Annotated in this window: 14 protein-coding genes; 8 read left to right on the top strand and 6 right to left on the bottom strand. The window is 59.2% G+C overall.

The genetic code is table 11. From position 1 onward, the window contains the following. The first annotated feature begins 232 nt into the window (after nt 1-232). Nucleotides 233-4,078, top strand: coding sequence for an ATP-dependent RNA helicase HrpA (hrpA, locus tag OQV00_RS14145; RefSeq protein WP_233435426.1), 3,846 nt, complete (start codon nt 233-235; stop codon nt 4,076-4,078). Nucleotides 4,079-4,583: 505 nt separating this feature from the next. Here the strand turns inward: hrpA and OQV00_RS14140 are convergent. The 6 genes from OQV00_RS14140 to OQV00_RS14115 form a co-directional block, all read right to left on the bottom strand. Continuing rightward, entirely contained in the window at nt 4,584-5,243 is a 660-nt protein-coding gene (locus tag OQV00_RS14140; protein WP_004861341.1) for an O-methyltransferase, read from the bottom strand. Nucleotides 5,244-5,258: 15 nt separating this feature from the next. Further along, nucleotides 5,259-6,638, bottom strand: a complete 1,380-nt coding sequence (locus tag OQV00_RS14135) for an efflux transporter outer membrane subunit (protein WP_004861344.1) — start codon at nt 6,636-6,638, stop codon at nt 5,259-5,261. Next, nucleotides 6,635-7,720, bottom strand: coding sequence for an HlyD family secretion protein (locus tag OQV00_RS14130; RefSeq protein ID WP_015584459.1), 1,086 nt, complete (start codon nt 7,718-7,720; stop codon nt 6,635-6,637). Before OQV00_RS14130 ends, OQV00_RS14135 begins: the two co-directional genes overlap by 4 nt. Before the next feature lie 27 nt (nt 7,721-7,747). Then, nucleotides 7,748-9,400: an MFS transporter gene (locus OQV00_RS14125; RefSeq protein WP_266278782.1), complete on the bottom strand. Its 1,653-nt coding sequence runs from the start codon at nt 9,398-9,400 to the stop codon at nt 7,748-7,750. Then, on the bottom strand, nt 9,400-9,831 hold the full coding sequence (locus OQV00_RS14120; protein WP_015584457.1) for a MarR family winged helix-turn-helix transcriptional regulator: 432 nt from the start codon (nt 9,829-9,831) through the stop codon (nt 9,400-9,402). Before OQV00_RS14120 ends, OQV00_RS14125 begins: the two co-directional genes overlap by 1 nt. A 215-nt stretch (nt 9,832-10,046) precedes the next feature. Beyond that, the gene (locus OQV00_RS14115; RefSeq protein WP_004861355.1) at nt 10,047-11,321 is read right to left on the bottom strand and encodes a Glu/Leu/Phe/Val family dehydrogenase; all 1,275 of its coding nucleotides are present in this window, start codon (nt 11,319-11,321) and stop codon (nt 10,047-10,049) included. Nucleotides 11,322-11,973: 652 nt separating this feature from the next. Between OQV00_RS14115 and OQV00_RS14110 the strand changes: the two genes are divergently transcribed. The 7 genes from OQV00_RS14110 (at nt 11,974) to OQV00_RS14080 (ending at nt 20,667) form a co-directional block, all read left to right on the top strand. After that, a complete protein-coding gene (locus OQV00_RS14110; RefSeq protein ID WP_004861358.1) occupies nt 11,974-13,179 on the top strand; it encodes a bifunctional succinylornithine transaminase/acetylornithine transaminase in 1,206 nt (401 codons plus the stop codon). A 17-nt stretch (nt 13,180-13,196) separates the two neighbouring features. Then, a complete protein-coding gene (astA, locus tag OQV00_RS14105) occupies nt 13,197-14,219 on the top strand; it encodes an arginine N-succinyltransferase (protein WP_160873162.1) in 1,023 nt (340 codons plus the stop codon). Then, nucleotides 14,210-15,676, top strand: a complete 1,467-nt coding sequence (gene astD, locus OQV00_RS14100) for a succinylglutamate-semialdehyde dehydrogenase (RefSeq protein ID WP_004861363.1) — start codon at nt 14,210-14,212, stop codon at nt 15,674-15,676. The genes astA and astD overlap by 10 nt, the downstream gene beginning before the upstream one ends. A 22-nt stretch (nt 15,677-15,698) precedes the next feature. Further along, nucleotides 15,699-17,039: an N-succinylarginine dihydrolase gene (gene astB, locus OQV00_RS14095; protein ID WP_069475981.1), complete on the top strand. Its 1,341-nt coding sequence runs from the start codon at nt 15,699-15,701 to the stop codon at nt 17,037-17,039. A gap of 10 nt (nt 17,040-17,049) precedes the next feature. Continuing rightward, nucleotides 17,050-18,045, top strand: coding sequence for a succinylglutamate desuccinylase (gene astE, locus OQV00_RS14090; protein WP_064357110.1), 996 nt, complete (start codon nt 17,050-17,052; stop codon nt 18,043-18,045). 10 nt (nt 18,046-18,055) lie between these two features. Beyond that, nucleotides 18,056-19,492, top strand: a complete 1,437-nt coding sequence (locus tag OQV00_RS14085; protein WP_266278779.1) for an amino acid permease — start codon at nt 18,056-18,058, stop codon at nt 19,490-19,492. Nucleotides 19,493-19,866: 374 nt separating this feature from the next. Then, nucleotides 19,867-20,667, top strand: a complete 801-nt coding sequence (locus tag OQV00_RS14080; RefSeq protein WP_004861378.1) for a YdcF family protein — start codon at nt 19,867-19,869, stop codon at nt 20,665-20,667. Nucleotides 20,668-20,782 lie beyond the last annotated feature (115 nt).

The raw sequence follows: 20,782 nt of genomic DNA, 5'->3' as shown, positions 1-20,782 counted from the left end.
GGTCGATGCCCTGGTGCTTGTTGACACTGTATTCACAATCATGCCACAGAGAAAGCGCAATAAATCGAACCCTGTATTCAATTTTTTTGAACAAGGCATGCGATTCGCAGATGTGGTAATATACAGCAATACATCAAAAGAGATTTTTCCCGGCAGTGCGCTGCCCGATAACGCTATGACAGAACAACAAAAGTTCACCTTCTCTCAGCTATTCCAACGGCTTGATGGCCTGATGCTGCGTGATAAGTCACGCTTTTCCCGTCGCCTGCATGGCGTGAAGAAGGTTAAAAATCCTGAAGCCCAGCAGGCCATTCTTCAGGAGATGGCGCAAGAGATCGAACAAGCTGCAGGGAGAGTCCTGCTGCGTGAAGCGTCGCGTCCGACGATTACCTACCCGGAAAATCTACCGGTCAGCCAGAAAAAAGATGAGATTTTGCAGGCGGTTCGCGACCATCAGGTGGTCATTGTGGCGGGGGAGACCGGCTCCGGTAAAACCACCCAGCTGCCGAAAATCTGCATGGAGCTGGGGCGCGGGGTGAAAGGGCTGATTGGCCATACGCAGCCGCGTCGTCTGGCGGCGCGCACCGTGGCCAACCGTATTGCCGAAGAGCTGCAAAGCGAGCCGGGCGGCTGCATCGGCTATAAGGTCCGTTTTAGCGACCACGTTAGCGATAACACCATGGTCAAGCTGATGACCGACGGTATTCTGCTGGCGGAAATCCAGCAGGATCGACTGTTGATGCAGTATGACACCATCATCATCGATGAAGCGCACGAACGTAGCCTCAACATCGACTTCCTGCTCGGCTATTTACGGGAACTGCTGCCGCGTCGCCCGGACCTGAAAATTATCATTACTTCGGCAACCATCGACCCGGAACGATTTTCGCGCCACTTTAACAACGCGCCGATTATCGAAGTCTCCGGGCGAACTTACCCGGTGGAGGTGCGCTATCGGCCAATCGTTGAAGATGCCGACGACACCGAACGCGATCAGCTGCAGGCGATCTTCGATGCCGTTGATGAACTGGGACGTGAAAGTCCCGGCGATATCCTGATCTTTATGAGCGGCGAGCGCGAAATTCGCGATACCGCCGATGCGCTCAATAAGCTCAATCTGCGCCATACCGAAGTGCTACCGCTCTATGCGCGCTTATCGAACAGCGAGCAGAACCGCGTCTTCCAGTCGCACAGCGGGCGGCGGATTGTGCTGGCGACCAACGTCGCCGAAACCTCGCTGACGGTGCCGGGCATTAAGTATGTTATCGATCCGGGCACCGCGCGCATCAGCCGCTACAGCTACCGGACCAAGGTGCAGCGTCTGCCGATTGAGCCGGTCTCTCAGGCCTCTGCTAACCAGCGTAAAGGGCGCTGCGGCCGTGTTTCCGAAGGGATCTGTATTCGTCTCTATTCCGAAGACGATTTCCTCTCGCGCCCGGAATTTACCGACCCGGAAATTCTGCGTACTAACCTGGCGTCGGTGATTCTGCAAATGACCGCGCTGGGCCTCGGAGATATTGCCGCCTTCCCGTTCGTCGAAGCGCCGGATAAGCGCAATATCCAGGACGGCGTGCGTCTGCTTGAGGAGCTGGGGGCGATTACCACCGACGAGCAGCAGACCGCCTATAAGCTGACGCCGATGGGCCGTCAGCTCAGCCAGCTGCCGGTTGACCCGCGCCTGGCGCGGATGGTGCTGGAAGCGCAAAAACATGGCTGCGTGCGTGAAGCGATGATCATCACCTCGGCGCTGTCGATTCAGGACCCGCGCGAACGCCCGATGGACAAGCAGCAGGCCTCCGATGAGAAACATCGCCGCTTCCACGATAAAGAGTCCGACTTCCTGGCGTTTGTTAACCTGTGGAACTACCTTGGCGAGCAGCAAAAAGCGCTCTCCTCGAACCAGTTCCGTCGCCAGTGCCGTACCGATTTTCTCAACTATCTGCGGGTGCGCGAATGGCAGGATATCTACACCCAGCTGCGCCAGGTGGTGAAAGAGCTGGGGCTGCCGATTAACAGCGAGCCGGCGGAGTATCGCGAAATCCATACCGCGCTGCTGACCGGTCTGCTGTCGCACATCGGGATGAAAGATAACGATAAGCAGGAATTTACCGGCGCGCGTAATGCGCGTTTCTCTATCTTCCCGGGCTCCGGTCTGTTCAAGAAACCGCCGAAGTGGACGATGGTTGCCGAACTGGTGGAAACCAGCCGTCTGTGGGGACGGATTGCCGCGCGCATCGACCCGGAATGGATAGAGCCGGTGGCGCAGCACCTGCTGAAACGCTCATACAGCGAACCGCACTGGGAGCGGGCGCAGGGGGCGGTGATGGCGACGGAGAAAGTGACCGTTTACGGTCTGCCGATCGTCGCCTCCCGCAAAGTGAACTATAGCCAGATCGACCCGGCGTTGTGCCGCGAGCTGTTTATCCGCCACGCGCTGGTGGAGGGGGACTGGCAGACGCGTCACGCCTTCTTCCGCGACAACCTCAGGCTGCGTACGGAAATCGAAGAGCTGGAGCATAAATCGCGCCGCCGCGACATTCTGGTGGATGACGATACGCTGTTCGATTTCTACGACCAGCGTATCAGCCACGATGTGATCTCCGCGCGCCACTTCGATAAGTGGTGGAAAGCGGCCAGTCGCGAAACGCCGGATCTGCTCAACTTCGAAAAGAGTATGTTGATCAAAGAGGGGGCGGAACAGGTCAGTAAGCTTGACTATCCGAACTTCTGGCATCAGGGCAACCTCAAGCTGCGGTTGACCTATCAGTTTGAACCGGGCGCCGATGCCGACGGGGTGACGGTACATATTCCGCTGCCGTTGCTCAACCAGGTGGAAGAGGCCGGGTTCGAGTGGCAGATTCCCGGCCTGCGTCGCGAGCTGATTATCGCGCTGATTAAATCGCTGCCGAAACCGGTGCGCCGTAATTTCGTGCCGGCGCCGAACTACGCCGAGGCGTTTTTAGGCCGCGCGACGCCGCTGGAGCTGCCGCTGCTCGATTCGCTGGAGCGCGAGCTGCGGCGGATGAGCGGCGTGACCATCGACCGCGAGGCCTGGCAGTGGGAACAGGTGCCCGATCATCTGAAAATCACCTTCCGGGTAGTGGATGACAAGAACAAAAAGCTGGCGGAAGGGCGTTCGCTGCAGGATTTAAAAGAGGCCTTGAAGGGCAAAGTGCAGGAGACGCTTTCTGCCGTTGCCGACGATGGCATTGAGCAGAGTGGGCTGCATATCTGGAGTTTCGGTCAGCTGCCGGAGAGCTACGAGCAAAAACGCGGCAACTATAAGGTGAAAGCCTGGCCGGCGCTGGTGGATGAACGCGACAGCGTGGCGATTAAGCTGTTTGATAATCCGCTGGAGCAGCAGCAGGCGATGTGGCAGGGGCTGCGCCGTCTGCTGCTGCTGAATATCCCGTCGCCGATTAAGTATCTGCACGAGAAGCTGCCGAATAAAGCCAAGCTGGGGCTCTATTTTAACCCTTACGGCAAAGTGCTGGATCTGATTGATGACTGTATCTCCTGTGGCGTCGATAAACTTATCGATGAGGCGGGCGGCCCGGTGTGGCGCGAGGAGGATTTCGCCAGACTGCACGATAAGGTGCGCGCCGAACTGAATGAGACGGTGGTGGAGATAGCCAAACAGGTTGAACAGATTCTGACCGCAGTGTTTAACATCAATAAGCGGCTGAAAGGGCGCGTCGACATGAGCATGGCGCTGGGGCTGTCGGATATTAAGGCGCAGATGGGCGGGTTGGTCTATCGCGGCTTCGTGACCGGCAACGGTTTCCGCCGGCTGGGGGATACTCTGCGCTATCTGCAGGCGATTGAAAAACGGCTGGAGAAAATGGCCATCGATCCGCATCGCGACCGGGCGCAGATGCTTAAGGTGGAGAGTATCCAGCAGGCCTGGCAGCAGTGGCTGAATAAGCTGCCGCCGGGGCGTCGTGGGGATACGGATGTGCAGGAGATTCGCTGGATGATTGAGGAGCTACGCGTCAGCTTCTTCGCCCAGCAGCTCGGAACGCCGTATCCCATCTCCGACAAGCGGGTGCTGCAGGCGATGGAGCAGATCGTCGCCTGATCGACCGGCTGATAGTCGTTTTTAGGGTGGTTTGGGCGAAGGCGTGTTTTCTTAGTTTGTTCTGTGAAATGTTCGGTGGAATGTTGCGTTCACTATCGGTTCCGTATACTTCTGTTTCCTGCGGCACAGGTGAACGGCCCAGGGCCGGTTTCGCCCGGCTCTGGGGACCCGGCATCCCGGCAAGAAAAATCATCGCTGCGCGATACCTTCGTCTCCGCCGTCTGGCTTTTCGGGGACGGCAAGAGGTAACCTCCCTGTAAGGCTTGCCTCCTCCAGGTTATTCGTCCCATCCCTGGGACTCACCCCTTCGGGGCCGACGTCAACGTCGTTCAAAAACGCTCCGGGCGTTTTTGTCCATGCTGGCGGCCCCGTCCAGCCGCCTGCGCCTCAGCGATTTTTAGCCGGCCCAACCCCCTGCTGCATGTCCCGATGCCTCATGCCTGCATAGTCATTGCTGAAAATTCTTTCAGCACTAATATCGCAACCTAATCGAACCGCACAAAAGCTACCCGTTGACCCACGCCAGCGTAAACCCATCCCAGCCTTTGCTGCCTACCGTTTGCAGCGCCGTGACCGTCAGGCGCGGATCGCGGGCCATCATCTCGATAAAGCGTCGTACACCCTGCACGCGGTCGTCCTCGCTGCGCGGGTTCACCACCTCGCCGTCGCGCACCACGTTATCGCCGATAATCAATGTTCCCGGTCGGGAATAGCGCAAGGCCCAGCGCAAATAGTCGGGATTGCTGGGTTTATCGGCATCAATAAAAATCAGATCAAACGGCGGGCGATCGCCGAGGGATTCCAGGGTCTGCAGCGCCGGCCCCTCCCGTAGCGTGACCTGCTTATCGACCCCCGCCAGACGCAGATTTTCGCGCGCCACCGCGGCATGGCGCGGATCGGCCTCCAGGGTCAGCAGCTCGCCATCTTCCGGCAGCTCACGAGCCATCCAGATGGTGCTGTATCCGCCGAGCGTGCCGATTTCCAGCACCCGCTGCGCCCGCACCATGCGCACCAGCAGCGCCAGAAACTGTCCCTGATTAGCGGCGACGTCAAAAGCCGGCAGCCCGGCGCGCTGATTGTTCGCCAGCACCTGGCTGAGCAGCGGATCCTGGGGAATTAAAGCATCAATCAGATAACTGTCTACGGCAGACCATTGTTGTTGCATAAGCGATTTCCCGCGTTACGTCCCTGATGAGTCTGACCAGCCGCCTCCCAGCGACCGGTATAAATCCACCTGCGCCAGTAGCAGATTGTTTTTCACCTGCACAACGCTAATCTGCGTAGAGAACAGCGTGCGCTGGGCGTCCAGTACGTCAAGATAGGAGGAGTAGCCGTTGCGGTAGCGATTCTGCGCAATGCGCAAGGTTTCCTGCGCCACCTCTTGCTGGCTGAGGAGTTCGTTTAACTGCTCGCCATAGCGGGCGATGGCATCAAGACTGTCATTCACTTCCTGAAACGCGCCGCGCACCGTCTTCTCATAACCGTACAGCGCCTGGTTGCGTTGCGCCATCGACACATCCACCTGCGCATTGAGCGCCTGACGGTTGAGCAGCGGGGCGAGAATACTGCCACCAAGGCTCCACAACCGCAGCGGGTTATCGAGCAGGTCCGGCAACGTCCGATCCTGCAGGCTACCGGTGGCGGTCAAATTGATCGACGGCAGGAGCTGCGCCTGCGAGGAGGCGAGGGTGGCATCGGCGGCAAGCAATTGCCGCTGGGCCTGAACAATATCCGGGCGGCGGTTCAGCAGCGTGGAGGGCAGCTGGGACGGCAGCGCGAGCGGCGTCAGTCGGCTGAAATCCTGGCGCTGAATGCTGCCAGGGTTGCTGCCCGTCAGGACGCTCAGGGCGTTCTCCTGCTGAGCTATTTGATGCTGAAGCGGCGGGATCTGCGAACGGGTTGAACGCAGTTCAGAATCGGCCTGCATCAGCTCCAGGCGCGATGTATAGCCGGTCTCAAACTGACGTTTAGCCAGGTTGTACGCGTCCTGGCGCGATTTCAGCGTCTGCCGGGTGACCCGCAGCTGCTCATCCAGCGAAAGCAGCGTCAGATACCCCGCGGCCACCGAGGTGGCGACGGTGAGGTCGGCGGCCGCGGCGGCGGCTTTTTGCGCCTCCAGACTCGCCTGGGCGGCGCTGGCCGCGCTGCGGTTAGCGCCCCAGATATCCACATCATAGCTGGCGGTTAATCCGCCTTTATAGACCGTGCTGTGCACGGGCAGGCCGGTTGCTGCGGACTGCGCCCGCGCGCGGGTGCCGGTCAATGAGGCATCCAGCGATGGAAACAGGCTGCTATCGACGGCGTAGGCCCGGGCCTGATACTCATTGACGCGCTCGCGGGCGATCAGCACATCGCTGTTGTAGCGTAGCGCCTGGTCGACATAGCGATTGAGCTGGCTGTCGTGAAAGTGGCGCCACCACACCCCTTCCACCGGGCTGGCCGGGCCGACATCGGCACGCCAGGCGGCCGGGATCTGTAATGACGACCCGGCACGCTGAACGTCCGCCGATTGACAGCCGATCAGTACGAGGGCCAGCGCGAGAGTCAGCGGGCGGATCATGGCTGTGCTCCCTCGCGGGTATCAATGGTGACCTGCACCGACATTCCCGGGCGCAGTCGCGAACTGTTCTTCTGCCCGTCCTTCACCGCAATGCGCACCGGAATGCGCTGCGCGATTTTGACAAAGTTGCCGGTGGCGTTATCCGGGGAGATAGCGCTGAACTCAACGCCGGTCGCCGGCGAGATGCTTTGTACGGTACCGCTGAATGTTTCGCCGTTCAGCGCATCGACGGTAAAGGTGGCGGGCTGGCCGATACGAATTTGCGCCAGCTGGGTCTCTTTCATGTTGGCGATCACCCAGTGCTGCGGCGGCACCAGCGAGGTTAAGTGGGTACCGGCGCTGACGTAGGCGCCGAGGCGCACGGATATCTGTCCGAGCTGACCGGCGGTGGGGGCGACAATGCGCGTGTTGTTCAGATCGATTTCCGCCAGCTCCAGCGCCGCGCTGGCGCTGGCGACGTCGGCTGCCAGCGCATCGCGGTTTACGATGGTTGATTGCAGATCCTGGCGCGACATTTCCAGCGTTGCTTTTGCCTGTTCAATATCGGCGGAACCCTGCGCCGCGCTGGCCCGGGCGGAATCGCGTTCGCGTATGGACAGTGAACCGTCGGCGGTCAAATCCTGCACGCGTTTTAAATCGGCCTGGTTTTTCTGGTTCTGCGCGCGGGCGTTTTGCAGCGCCGCTTCGTTGCGTTGAATGACCGCCTCGGCACTTTTACGCTGCTGCAGGTTATTTTTCAGCGCCGCCTCTTTCATCGCCAGCGTCGCCTGCGCCTGATGAACGCGCTGTTTGTAGATCCGGTCATCAATCTGGAACAGCACCTGGCCTGGCTTGACGTAGGCGAAATCCTGGACATTAACGGCAGTCACATAGCCGCTGACCTGCGGACTGATAAAGGTGGTCTGCCCGCGAACATAGGCGTTATCGGTAAATTGGCTGTGGCGGGTAAACGGCGGCAGCTGCCAGGCATACAAAATCACCAGCACGCCGATAAGACCGATGGCGGCGGCGGTAAAAATAGATACCACGCGGATATTATTGCGGGTGTTGGCCTGTTGCCTGGCCGCATCCTGCTGACTCATAACGACTCCAGAGAAAAATTATCAGTGTTATTTGCTGCCCGTCGCGTGTTGCAACGCGATACGGGCGGTAATACGCAGTCTTATCAATCGCCAGAACACCCAGATCAGCGTCCCGGCGGAAATCGCCGCGGTCAGAAGATAGGTGTCATTGTAGGCAAGAATATTGGCCTGCAGCGTCGAGGCGTTTTGCAGCAGCGTGCTGGCCTGGACGTTCAGCAGGGTACTGTCGCCGATCTGGCTTTGGTACAGCTGGCTGTATTGCTGCAGGCGCTCGGTAATTAACGGGTTCAGAGTGGTCAGCTGGTCGGCCAGCTGGCTGGAGTGGAACTTCTCCCGCCAGGTCTGGAAGGTCCCGAGAATAGCCGAACCCAGCAGGCCGCCGATATTCTGGCTCATCCCAAACAGCACCGAAAAACTCACCAGGTTGCGCGGGTCGGCAATGACCCCGCCGATCCCGGCGAGCATGGCCGGAGCGAGGAAAAAGGCGCTGCCGAAACCGAGTAAAAACTGGCTGAACATCAGCTGCTCCGGGCGAGTCAGGATGGTGGACTGACTGTCGAGCAGCGAGGCTAGCATGATGCAGGTCAGCGCGGTGGCGATCGGCCAGTAGAGCCGCTGCGGATTGAGGGTCAGACAGCTGGCGATAATCCCGCTGAGGATACCGGCGAAAATTGACCAGGCCAGGGTGCCCATCTGTTCGTTTTGCAGCCCCGCGTACTGTAGCCAGCCGATAACCCCGGTGTTTTGCTCCGCCAGCACAATGCGAATAAGCAGCATAATCAGCCCCAGACGCAGGATACTGCCGCTGGAGAGCCACTGCGTATTGAGCAGCGGGTTGCTTCGGTTGTGCTCAAAAACAATGGCCGAGACAATTAACACCACCGCGCCCGCCAGCGACCAGCCAATCCACGGGGCTTCAAACCACCAGTCGAGACGGCCCAGCGACAGGACGGCGCAGACCAGCGCCATGCCGGGCGCCAGCAACATGAAGGTAATGAAATCCTTTTTCTCGAACACCTTTTTCCGATCGCTGGGCGGCAGCTTCAGCACGATAACGCAGGCCAGGGATATGAGTGCCAGCCCCAGTTCGAAGAAGTAGAGTCCGCGCCATTCGTCAAGCTGTAACAGTTCGGTGGAGAACAGGCGGGCAATGGGGATCGCCAGCGAGGAGCCGGTAATGCCAATCGTCAACGCTTTCAGGCGGTGGCGAGCGGGCCACGCCTGCACCTGATAATAGATACCCAAAGAACTGAGGGCGGCCGCCACCATGCCGTGGGCGGCGCGAACCATCATCGCCGAGCTGAGATCGTTGACGAAGAGGTGGAAAAAGGTCACCAGCACGTAGAGCACCAGGAAACCTTCGGTAAAGGCGCGCAGGCCGAACTGCTGGCGGAATTTCACCAGCAGCAGGTTAATCGACACGTTGGTCATCACGTACACCGCGGGCAGCCAGGCGATCTCCGTGGACCACGCGGCAAATGTCCCCTGCAGGTTTTGCAGGTTGGCGGTCACCACCGCATTACCCAGCGCGCCAGTCAGGCACACCAGCAGCCCGACGATGCCATAGGCGATGCGTTTCGGGGGGCTGTGAATCGGCGTTGACGGCGAGCCGAGCAGCGCGGGTTTCTCGTGCGGCGCCCAGTCATGAGGGCGATAGGGATTACTCTCGCGGCGCGGCATTATTTTTTCTCCAGCTCGCGCAGCAGGGTTTCCAGTACCCGCTGAGTGCGCTCGCGCTCCTCGGCGGTGATGGAACTGAGGATCTCTTCGCGCAGGGCGTCCGCCACGGTTTTGACCTGGTGATAGACCTCAAGACCCTTTTCCGTGGCGACCAGCAGCCGTTTGCGTTTATCGCGCTCGGTGATAACGCGCTCGACCAGCCCCAGCCCGACAAGGCGATTGACCAGCGGAACGATGGTGGCGCTTTCCACGCCCAGCTCCTGGGCCAGCTCAATTTGCGACAGCGGGTCGGCGTTGCGGGCAATGGCCGCAACCGCGACCCAGCTGGCCTGACTCATACCGAGGTCTTTCAGGCGGCGATTGACCGCCAGCCGCCAGTGGTGGGCCGTGAGATACAACAGATGGGAAAAGGTAAGCTGCCGGTTATCCATAGTCTTCTTCGCATCAGTACATGATAAAATCATTAGAGCTCTAACGATTCTATTCCTGATGGAAAGCCAAATTCAAGGGCAGATGCTAAAAAGTTGTTAACGCTACGTGCGCTTAGCAGGGGGGAAGAACGAACCGAGAAGGGCGCTACCGGTGGGATGGCCTGGCGTGGACAAAAAAAAGCCCGGGCGATAGCCCGGGCGGGGGGCGCTGCATCTTAGCCTGGGTAGATACCGCGATCTTTACGCGCCATCAGAATGCGTTCACAGGCGACGATATAGGCTGCGGTACGCAGAGAGCACTCTTTGTCTGCGGCCTTCTCGCAAACGTGAATGATCGCGTCAGTCATGATGCGGTCCATCTTGGCGTTGATCTCTTCTTCGCTCCAGAAGAAGCTCGCCATATCCTGGACCCATTCAAAGTAGCTGACGGTCACGCCGCCGGCGTTACAGATAACGTCAGGAACCACGACGACACCGCGTTCGGCAAGGACATCATCCGCTTCCGGATAGGTCGGGCCGTTCGCCCCTTCCAGCACCAGCTTACAGGTCAGTTTTTCTGCGCGCTCGCGCGTGATCTGGCCTTCCAGCGCGGCGGGGATCAGAATGTCCATCTGGGTGGTCCAGAAGGCATCTTTGTCGATTTCACGGGCGCCCGGGAAACCGGCAATCTGCTTCTTCTCAGCCTGCCATGCGGTCAGGGCGGCCATATCAATGCCCCCTTCGTTATACAGGGTGGCGGTGTGGTCCTGAATCACCACGATCCGCGCGCCTACTTCGGCGAACAGACGAGCGGCTTCGCTACCGACGTTACCAAAACCTTGCAGCGCCACTTTCGCGCCTTCAATTTCAATTCCGGAACGGCCGGCGACTTCACGGCCGGTAATAAAGACGCCGCGACCGGTCGCTTTTTCACGTCCCAGCGAACCGCCGAGGTGAATCGGCTTGCCGGTCACCACGCCGGTAATCGTGGTGCCATGGTTCATGGAATAGGTATCCATCATCCACGCCATTACTTTACCGTTGGTGCCGACGTCCGGGGCCGGAATATCTTTCTGCGGCCCGATAATCAGACCGATTTCGCTGGTATAGCGGCGGGTCAGACGCTCCAGCTCGCCTTCTGACAGGCTGAACGGGTCAACGCGCACGCCGCCTTTGGCGCCGCCGTAAGGAATATTGACCGCGGCGCACTTAATGGTCATCCAGGCAGAAAGCGCCATCACTTCGTTCAGGTCAACGTCTGGATGGTAGCGAACACCACCTTTACCCGGTCCACGCGATAGATTGTGCTGTACGCGGTAACCTTCAAAGTGACGGATAGTGCCATCATCCATCTGCACCGGAATGTCGACAATCAGCGCGCGTTTCGGGTGACGCAGAGTTTCCACCCAGTAGGCGAGATCGCCCAGGTAAGGCGCGACGCGGTCGATCTGGCGCAGGTAGGTTGTCCATGGAGATGTACTACTTTCAGATGCGTAAGATAACTTTTCCATAAGAGTCCTGTTCTTAGTGTTATTTATGTCGTGTGAAACCGTGGAATATTTCTACCCGTCATACTTCAAGCCGCATGAGCGTTGGCTTTCCTCGTTCACCCCAGTCATTCACTTCAGTAAGCCCTGGGGATCCCCTGCGTCGCCGCCTTCCTGCAACCCGAATGATTCAGGGTACACAGCAGTAAACTCTGTGCAATGAATGTTATCACCAATTTTATAAACCGGTATTTGACGGGTATTCCGAATTTTAAATTTTTGTTAGAAATTTGGTTTTTCGATTGCATAACTACGCAGCCAAAAACGGGATCATGCTGTGCATTTATATGCATATTTTATGCACTATTGTGAATAGTAAAATAATTTTTTCATATTTATCATTATCTTGATGATCTTCAAAAAGTGAATAAAATGATGGTGCTGGTATTGACTTTGTCACGCGACAGGGCCCAGCATGAGAGCACGCAATGCACAAGGTATTAACCGAGAGTTAACAAATACCCATAAATATAAAAAGGCTTTGTTTTATTGTGGTGAATATATCTTCATCGCAACGGGCTCGTTCGCCAGTAAAACAGGGAGCGGGGAATTGTTAATGTCGACTCACCATGATTGGCCCACTGAATAATGCCAATAATCGTTCCGGAGAATTGTTATGTCAGGCTCTATGACTCGTGAAGATTTTAATTCTTACATGGTTCCCTGTTTTGCCCCTGCGCCCTTTATTCCAGTGAAGGCGGCGGGCTCGAAAGTCTGGGATCAGCAGGGTAAAGAATATATCGATTTAGCGGGTGGCATTGCCGTTAACTCTCTCGGGCACACCCATCCGGCGCTGGTTGCGGCGCTGAAATCTCAGCTTGATAACCTCTGGCATATCGGCAACGGCTATACCAATGAGCCGGTGCTGCAGCTGGCGAAAACGCTGGTGGAATCGACCTTTGCCGATAAGGTGTTCTTCTGTAACTCCGGGGCGGAAGCCAATGAAGCGGCGCTGAAACTGGCGCGTAAATATGCCCACGATAAGTCTGGCGCGGACAAAAGCGAAATTATCGCCTTCCAGAATGCATTCCACGGCCGCACGCTGTTTACCGTGACGGTCGGCGGGCAGCCGAAATACTCATGCGATTATGCGCCGCTGCCGCAGGATATTACCCATCTGCCCTATAACGATATCGCGGCGGTCAAAGCGGCAATATCGGACCGCACCTGCGCGGTGATCGTCGAGCCGATTATCGGCGAAGGCGGCGTGATGCCTGCCGACCCGGCGTTCCTGCAGGCGCTGCGCGAACTGTGCGACCAGCACGATGCTGCGCTGATTTTTGATGAGGTCCAGACCGGTGCCGGACGTACCGGCACGCTGTATGCCTACCAGCACTACAACGTGGTTCCGGATATTCTCACCAGCGCGAAAGGACTCGGCGGCGGTTTCCCGATTGGGGCGATGCTGGCCAAAGAGGCCTGGGCTCAGGTTTTCCAGCCGGGCACCCACGGCACCACGTTCGGCGGCAATCCGCTGGCGGCGACGGTCGCCAACACCGTTCTGGCCCAGCTAGATGACCCACTGCTGGCCGGCGTCGCCCGGCGTCATGACCTCATCGTCGAGAAGCTGAACGCGCTGAACGCTCGCTACGATCTCTTCAGCGCGGTACGCGGTAAGGGGCTGTTGATCGGCGCAGAGCTGGCCAGCCATCTGCGCGGCCAGGCTAAAACCCTGACCAATCTGGCCGCGGAAGAGGGCGTCATTGCGCTGATTGCCGGTCCGGATGTCCTGCGCTTTGCACCGGCGCTCAATATTCCGCTGGCGGACATTGAGGACGCTTTCGTGCGCCTTGAACGCGCCGTCGCCCGCCTGACGCGCTAATCGGGGGACGGTTTATGATGCTATTTCGTCCCGTTCGGGAAGATGACCTCGACGATATTATCCGCCTCGCGTCGCGGGCGGGAGTCGGTATGACCTCGTTACCCAACGACCCCGCGCGGCTGGCCGCGCGGATCCAGCGCAGCGTCGAGACCTTTGCCGGTAAGCTGCCGCGCGGCCAGCAGGGCTTTCTCTTTGTGCTGGAAGATACCCGCCTGGCGCGGGTCGTGGGGGTCAGCGCCATTGAAGTCGCCGTGGGCCTCGACGAGCCCTTTTATAATTTTCGCCTGCAGCGTACCGTCCGCGCCTCGAAAGAGCTGGGGGTCTATAAAAATCAGGAATTGCTGAATCTCAGCTACGACCACACCGGACACAGCGAGCTGTGCACGCTGTTCCTGGACCCGGAATATCAGAAAAACCGTAATGGTCTGTTTCTGTCGAAGGCGCGCTTCCTGTTTATCGCCGCCTTCAGAGAGCTGTTTTCACCGCATCTGTTTGCAGAATTACGCGGGCGCAGCGATGAGCAGGGCAACTCCCCCTTCTGGGACGCGCTGGGCCATCACTTTTTCGACATTCCGTTTGCCGATGCCGACCGGCTGACCGGTACGGGAATGAAAACCTTTATTGCCGAACTGATGCCGGCGTACCCGATTTACGTGTCGCTGCTGCCGGATGACGCCCGCGAAGCGATCGGCCAGGTGCATGCCAATACCTCGCCGGCGCGGGCGATTCTGGAGAAAGAGGGATTCAGCTGGCGCGGTTCGGTCGATATTTTTGATGCCGGCCCGGTACTGGAAGCTGAAACCGACGCCATCAGGGCAATCAGCGAGAGCCAGTTTATTCCGGCCATGCAGCTGATGACGGAGCGGTCGTCGCCGCTTATCGTCGCCAACAACCAGTTCGAACAGTTCCGTGCGGTATTGATATCGCCGGACGATCAATCGCAACTTAATCAGGCCGCGCTGGACGCACTGGCGGTGAATGAAACCGACCGGGTTCATGCGGTGACTTTACATCCGGAGGCAAGAATATCATGGCGATAAATGCACAGTTAATCGCAGGGCAGTGGCAGCAGGGGAGCGGCGCAACGCTGACCAAACTGGCTCCGGAAGATCAATCCGTCCTGTGGCAGGCGCCCAGCGCCGGTGCGGCGGAGGTGCAGGCCGCCTGCGCGGCAGCGCGCGGCGCATTCTATGCCTGGTCCCACCGACCGCTGGCGGAGCGCATCGCCTGCGTTCAGCGGTTTGCCGCCCTGCTGGAAGCGCAAAAAGAGGCGCTGGCGACGCTTATCTCCCGGGAAACCAGCAAGCCGCTGTGGGAAACCCGCACCGAAGTGCAGGCGATGATGGGGAAAGCGGGCATCTCGATAGAAGCCTACAGCGAGCGTACCGGCCAGCGCGAAACCGCGATGCCGGACGGTAAAGCGCTGCTGCGCCATAAGCCGCACGGCGTGATGGCCGTTTTTGGCCCCTACAATTTTCCCGGTCACCTGCCGAACGGACACATTATTCCGGCGCTGATTGCCGGGAATACCGTGGTGTTTAAGCCGAGCGAACTGACGCCCGCCACCGCCGAACTGACGGTGAAGCTGTGGCTGCAGGCCGGGATCCCGGACGGCGTTATCAACCTGATTCAGGGGGGGAAAGAGACCGGCCAGGCGTTGCTGGAAAACCGGGATATCGACGGCGTGCTGTTTACCGGCAGCGCCTCTACCGGATTCCATTTCCATCGCTACCTCAGCGGTCAGCCGGAGAAAATGCTGGCGCTGGAGATGGGCGGCAATAACGCGCTGATCGTCGCCGATGTGACCGACAGCGATGCGGCGCTGAATGTGATTATTCAATCCGCCTTTATCTCCGCCGGACAGCGCTGCACCTGCGCGCGCCGGCTGCTGGTCAAACGCGGCGCCGAAGGCGATGCGCTGCTGCAGCGTCTGGTTGAGGCCAGCGCGAGGATCCGCAGCGGAAAATGGGACGCCGAACCACAGCCGTTTATGGGAGGGGTTATCTCTCTTCAGGCGGCGCAGGGGATGCTGGCGGCGCAGGACAAACTGGAAGAACTGGGCGGCAACGTCCTGCTACGCCTGCATCAGCCGGACCCGCGCTCCACGCTCTTAACGCCGGGTATTATTGATGTGACCGGCCTGGATGTTCCCGATGAAGAGTACTTTGGTCCGCTGTTGACCGTGATCCGCTATGACACCTTTGATGAGGCGATCCGCATTGCCAACCACACCCGTTATGGGCTGGCCGCGGGGCTCATTTCCGCCGACCCGGCGCTGTTTGAGCAGTTTGCCGACGAGGCACGCGCCGGAATCGTTAACTGGAACAAGCCGCTAACCGGCGCCTCCAGTAAAGCGCCTTTTGGCGGCGTGGGAGCGTCCGGCAACCATCGCGCTTCGGCGTGGTATGCCGCCGATTACTGCGCGTGGCCAATGGCCTCCCTGGTCAGCGAAACGCTGACGCTGCCGGCGACCCTCTCGCCCGGCCTGTCATTCTGATAACGGATTCTGTGAGGACACCATGTCTGGTTTTGAAGCTAATTTTGATGGCCTGGTTGGGCCGACGCACCATTACGCCGGTCTTTCGGTCGGCAACGAAGCCTCGCAAAACAACCGCGACGGCTTATCCAACCCGAAGAAAGCGGCGCTGCAGGGGCTGTTTAAAATGAAAACCCTGGCCGACAAAGGCTTCGTTCAGGGCATTTTACCGCCGCAGCCGCGGCCAAATATTTCCGCTCTGCGCGGACTGGGCTTTCAGGGGAGCGATGGGCAGGTGATTCAGCAGGCCGCCGTCGAGGCGCCGCATCTGCTGTCCGCATTTAGCTCCGCGTCGTCGATGTGGACCGCCAACGCCGCCACGGTATCGCCTTCTGCCGACAGCGCCGACGGAAAGCTGCATTTCACGGTCGCCAACCTGAACAACAAGCTGCATCGTTCTCAGGAGGCGCCGACGACCGCGTCGATTCTGCGCGCCACCTTTGCCGATGAGACCCGTTTTAGCCACCACGACGCGCTGGCGCAGCATGGCGATTTAGGCGACGAAGGGGCGGCGAACCATAACCGCTTTTGCACCGACTATGACCGCCAGGGGGTACAGTTTTTTGTCTACGGTAAGCGCGCCAGCGGCGGCGTGGCGCCGGCGAAATATCCGGCCCGTCAGACCCTCGAAGCCAGCCAGGCGATTGCGCGTCTGCATCGGCTGAACCCGGAATATACCGTATTCGCCCAGCAGGATCCGGCGGCCATCGACCACGGGGTGTTCCATAACGATGTGATTTCGGTCAGCAACCGCCACGTGCTGTTCCATCATCAGCATGCTTTTTTAAATCAGCAGGCGGTGCTGGACACGCTGCGGGAAAAAACCGCGCGGCTGGATATCCCGTTTACCAGCGTCGAAGTGCCCCAGGCGCAGGTCAGTCTCGATGATACCGTGGCCTCCTATCTGTTCAACAGTCAGCTGCTCAGTAAAGCGGATGGCACGATGCTGATCGTGGTGCCGGAAGAGTGTCGCCAGCGCAGTAATGTCTGGCAGTACCTGAGTGAACTGGTCAGCAGCGGCGCTTCGCCGATCAACGAGGTGGCGGTCTTTGATCTGCGTGAAAGCATGCGTAACGGCGGCGGCCCGGCGTGCCTGCGCCTGCGCGTCGTGCTGAATCATGACGAACTGGCGGCGGTGAATCCGCGTAGCCTGATGAATGACGAACGCTATCAGCAGTTGACCGGCTGGGTTGAAAAACATTACCGCGACCGTCTGCATGCCCGTGACCTCGGCGACCCGCAGCTGTTGAGCGAGGTTTACCAGGCCCTTGATGAACTGACGCAGATTTTAGGTCTGGGTTCGGTCTATGACTTCCAGCGCTAAGGGACCGGGAATGGAAAAAACAGTCAATGATTTACTCCAGTGCAAGCTGAGCCGCTGGCCTTTTCCGGCGGCGATGGAGGCAAGCTGGTTAGCCGATGGCGTGCTGCAACTGCTGCCGCAGACGCCATGGACCCAGGCTACGGTAGTGTCAGCGGGGATCCATGGCAACGAAACCGCGCCGATTGAGATCCTGCTGCAGATCATGCAGGCGTTGAGCGAGGGTAAACAGCCGCTCAGCCATGCGCTGCTGCTGGTGTTCGGCAATCTGCCGGCCATTCGCGCCGGTCGCCGCTATTTGCATAACGACCTCAACCGCCTGTTTGGCGGGCGGCATCTCGCCGTGGCACCGGGGAATGAGTCCCGGCGCGCGGCGGAGCTGGAGGGGGCGGTCGCGGCCTTCTTTGCGACCGCGGATCGCCAGGGCCACGCGCGTCGGCTACATCTGGATTTGCATACCGCGATACGCGGTTCGCGCTACCGCCAGTTTGCGCTGCTCCCGGCCCGCGAGGGAGAGTATGACGCCGGGTTTTACGCGCTGCTGCAGGCCAGCGCTATGGATGCCATCGTGCGTCATACCGAACCTGGCGGCACCTTTACGCACTACACCAGCGAAAAATTCGGCGCGCAAAGTGCCACCCTGGAGCTGGGCAAAGTGATGGCTTTTGGCGAAAACGACCTCCGTCTGTTTGCCGGGACCGACGCCGCGGTGCGCGCACTGATTGCCGACGCTGCGCTGCCTGCGCGGGACAAAGCGCCGGCGGACTATTTTCTGGTGCAGGAGAGCATCATCAAGAGCGACAGCGATTTTACGCTCAACCTTGACCCGAAAATTGACAACTTCACCGCGCTGCCTGCCGGGTATGAAATTGCCCGCCAGCCGGATAAAACGTGGGTTGTTCAGGCTCACGCGCCGTACATCTTATTTCCGAATGCGGGAGTGGCAACCGGGCAACGCGCCGGTTTGTTGCTGAAGCCAGCCGCGCCATGCCTTTCTTTGCCTGCTTGAAGGAATCGACATGACTCAACATCAACGCGAGGGGCAGGTGAATCCTGCCATCGACGGGGAGTGCCCGTCGCAGCTCAAACGCGGCCTTGGCGCCCGGCACATTCAGATGATTGCGCTGGGCGGCGCTATCGGCACCGGCCTGTTCATGGGGGCGGGAAGAAATATTGCGGTGGCGGGGACCTCGATCCTCGTGATTTATGTCCTGGTGGGTTTTTTTACCTATATGGTGATGCGGGCTATGGGCGAGGTGCTGCTCACCCGGCTTGATTACCGCTCTTTCGCCGATTTCGTCGGCGATTATCTCGGTCCGCAGGCCAGCTTCTATTTAGGCTGGACCTACTGGCTGAGCTGGGTGGTGACCTGTATCGCCGATGTGGTGGTGTGCGGTAGCTATATGCAGTACTGGTTTCCGGAGATGTCAGCCTGGGTGCCGGCGCTCAGCACCCTCGGCATTCTGTTCCTGTTCAATTTGCTGTCGGTCAAAATGTTCGGCGAGGCCGAATTCTGGTTTGCGCTGATCAAGGTCATTACCATTATTGCGCTGATTCTCACCGGCGCGTGGATGGTGGCGACCGGCTGGACTTCGCCTGATGGCGTGAAAACTTCGCTGCACCATATCACCGACCCGACGGTGTTTATGCCGCACGGCGTCACCGGCTTCTTTGCCGGTTTCCAGATAGCGATCTTCTCCTTTACCGGAATTGAGCTGCTCGGCACGATGACCGCCGAAACCCGCGATCCGCAGAAGATTTTGCCGAAGGCGATCAACGCGCTGCCGCTGCGGATTATCATTTTTTATCTGCTCTCGATGGTGGTGATTATTGCCGTGGCTTCCTGGCCTGGCGTCTCGCCGGATGCCAGCCCCTTCGTCACGCTGTTTGCTAATGCCGGGCTGCCTGCGGCGGCGGCGGTGATTAACTTTGTCGCGCTGACCTCGGCGATGTCATCGGCCAACAGCGGCGTCTACTCCAGTACCCGCATGCTGTACGGCCTGTCGGTAGAGAAACATGCCCACGGCCAGTTCCGCATTCTGTCGCGCACCACGCGTATTCCGGTGCGTAGCCTGCTGTTCTCCTGCTTCTGCATGCTCAGCGGCACGCTGCTGCTGTTCCTGGTGCCGAACGTGATGACGCTGTTCACCATTGTGTCGACGCTGGCGGCGATTATGGTGGTATTCAGCTGGGGGATGATTCTGGTGGCTTATCTGGTGTATCGCCACAAGCGTCCGGATCTGCATGAACAATCGACCTTTAAGATGCCGGCGGGGGTTGTCATGAGCTGGATCAGCCTGCTGTTTTTCGCCTTCTCGATTTTTATCATGATCTTCGATCCGGATACGCTGAAAGCGCTGATGGCGACGCCGCTGTGGTTTGTGGCGCTATGGCTGTTCTGGAAGATAAAACAGAAGCGGGAAGGGCAAACGCAGCTGGAGAAGCTGAACGCCTGACCGAATGCCGACAGCCGCGGGTCTGCTGTCGGCGTCATTTTAGCAAAGCATAACCTGGCGAGTTTCATCAGCCGCCGCAGAAGATGGCGGCGGCTGACAGGCCCGCCGTTCCTGCCCGATACGCCGCTACCCGGTCGTCCGCTGCCGTCCTCCGCGCCTTTTATCGATTTTCAGGTGGCCAACATGATGATGCGTGAGCCTCTGCGCGCGTTAATGGCATCATTGCGGTGATGATTCAGGCGCAAGCCATTCGTTTTTAGCTAGCATGGGTGCTTTTTAGTCACGCCTTTCCGTTTATTCGCCGGCGCTGTGGGTGAGGGGTTATGATAGGGCCGGACGTCCTTGATGGATGAGATGGCATGAAAGGAGCGAGTATGAGTGAGCAGTTCCCATCCCTGCCGGATGCAACGCTGGCGGCGGCCAACCGCCTGGGCCAGTGGCTGGCGCTGGATGATTTTACCGCACAGGCGCCGATGCCGGCGGTGGATATTGTGGTGCTGGCGGGCAATGCGGTGATCCCGACCATTGATGCCGCCTGTCGGCTGGCGGCTGACGCCGGGGTCCCGCTGCTGATTAGCGGCGGGATTGGCCACTCCACGGTCTTTCTCTACGACGCGGTACGCAACGATCCGCGCTATCGGTCGCTGCCGGTCGACGGGCGCCCGGAGGCGCATATCCTCGCCGATATCGCCCACCGTTTCTGGCATATCCCCCGCGACAGGATCGTGGTTGAGGATCGTTCCACCAACTGCGGTGAGAACGCGCGCTTTACCCGCGAGATGCTGGCGGCGACGGGAATCGCTCCCCGCGCTGGCGTGGTGCTCCAGGATCCGACGATGCAGCGGCGAACTATGGCGACCTTTGCCCGGGTCTGGCAGGGCGAGGCGGTCGTGCCGCAGTGGTACAGCACGCCGGGCTGCGCGCCGCTGCTGGACAATACGGCGAACGGGCTGGCGTTTCGCGGTGACGCTGCCGGGCTGTGGCCGGTCGGACGCTACCTGTCGCTGATTCTTGGCGAGCTGCCGCGGTTGCTGGATGCGCCCCAGGGATACGGCCCGCGCGGAAAAGATTTTATCGTCCATGTAGATATCCCCGCCCGGATCCTCGAAGCCGGACAACGCTTGAGTGAAGACAACCTGCTGGGTGAAGCGCTGAACGCCCGCGCGCCCGGCTGAGCGTTGCCCGTTTGCGGCGCGTTTTTCGCAAACGGGCAATTTTTGTTGCCAGTATGTAACTTCATCGGCGTGATGTTGGCGCGTTTTCATGAGCTGTTTCACAAAATTATGCTGA

Origin of the sequence: Klebsiella sp. DY2415, from assembly GCF_026314315.1 — a bacterium.
Lineage (GTDB): Bacteria > Pseudomonadota > Gammaproteobacteria > Enterobacterales > Enterobacteriaceae > Klebsiella > Klebsiella ornithinolytica.
This window is presented reverse-complemented; position numbering and strand designations above follow the sequence as displayed.

Excerpts from the sequence above, each read along its gene's own strand:
- astA (WP_160873162.1), top strand. The coding sequence starts at position 13,197 with ATGCTATTTCGTCCCGTTCGGGAAGATGACCTCGACGATATTATCCGC.
- OQV00_RS14125 (WP_266278782.1), bottom strand. The coding sequence starts at position 9,400 with ATGCCGCGCCGCGAGAGTAATCCCTATCGCCCTCATGACTGGGCGCCG.
- OQV00_RS14135 (WP_004861344.1), bottom strand. The coding sequence starts at position 6,638 with ATGATCCGCCCGCTGACTCTCGCGCTGGCCCTCGTACTGATCGGCTGT.
- OQV00_RS14085 (WP_266278779.1), top strand. The coding sequence starts at position 18,056 with ATGACTCAACATCAACGCGAGGGGCAGGTGAATCCTGCCATCGACGGG.
- OQV00_RS14140 (WP_004861341.1), bottom strand. The coding sequence starts at position 5,243 with ATGCAACAACAATGGTCTGCCGTAGACAGTTATCTGATTGATGCTTTA.
- astE (WP_064357110.1), top strand. The coding sequence starts at position 17,050 with ATGGAAAAAACAGTCAATGATTTACTCCAGTGCAAGCTGAGCCGCTGG.
- OQV00_RS14080 (WP_004861378.1), top strand. The coding sequence starts at position 19,867 with ATGAGTGAGCAGTTCCCATCCCTGCCGGATGCAACGCTGGCGGCGGCC.
- OQV00_RS14110 (WP_004861358.1), top strand. The coding sequence starts at position 11,974 with ATGTCAGGCTCTATGACTCGTGAAGATTTTAATTCTTACATGGTTCCC.
- OQV00_RS14120 (WP_015584457.1), bottom strand. The coding sequence starts at position 9,831 with ATGGATAACCGGCAGCTTACCTTTTCCCATCTGTTGTATCTCACGGCC.
- OQV00_RS14115 (WP_004861355.1), bottom strand. The coding sequence starts at position 11,321 with ATGGAAAAGTTATCTTACGCATCTGAAAGTAGTACATCTCCATGGACA.
- OQV00_RS14130 (WP_015584459.1), bottom strand. The coding sequence starts at position 7,720 with ATGAGTCAGCAGGATGCGGCCAGGCAACAGGCCAACACCCGCAATAAT.
- hrpA (WP_233435426.1), top strand. The coding sequence starts at position 233 with ATGCTGCGTGATAAGTCACGCTTTTCCCGTCGCCTGCATGGCGTGAAG.
- astB (WP_069475981.1), top strand. The coding sequence starts at position 15,699 with ATGTCTGGTTTTGAAGCTAATTTTGATGGCCTGGTTGGGCCGACGCAC.
- astD (WP_004861363.1), top strand. The coding sequence starts at position 14,210 with ATGGCGATAAATGCACAGTTAATCGCAGGGCAGTGGCAGCAGGGGAGC.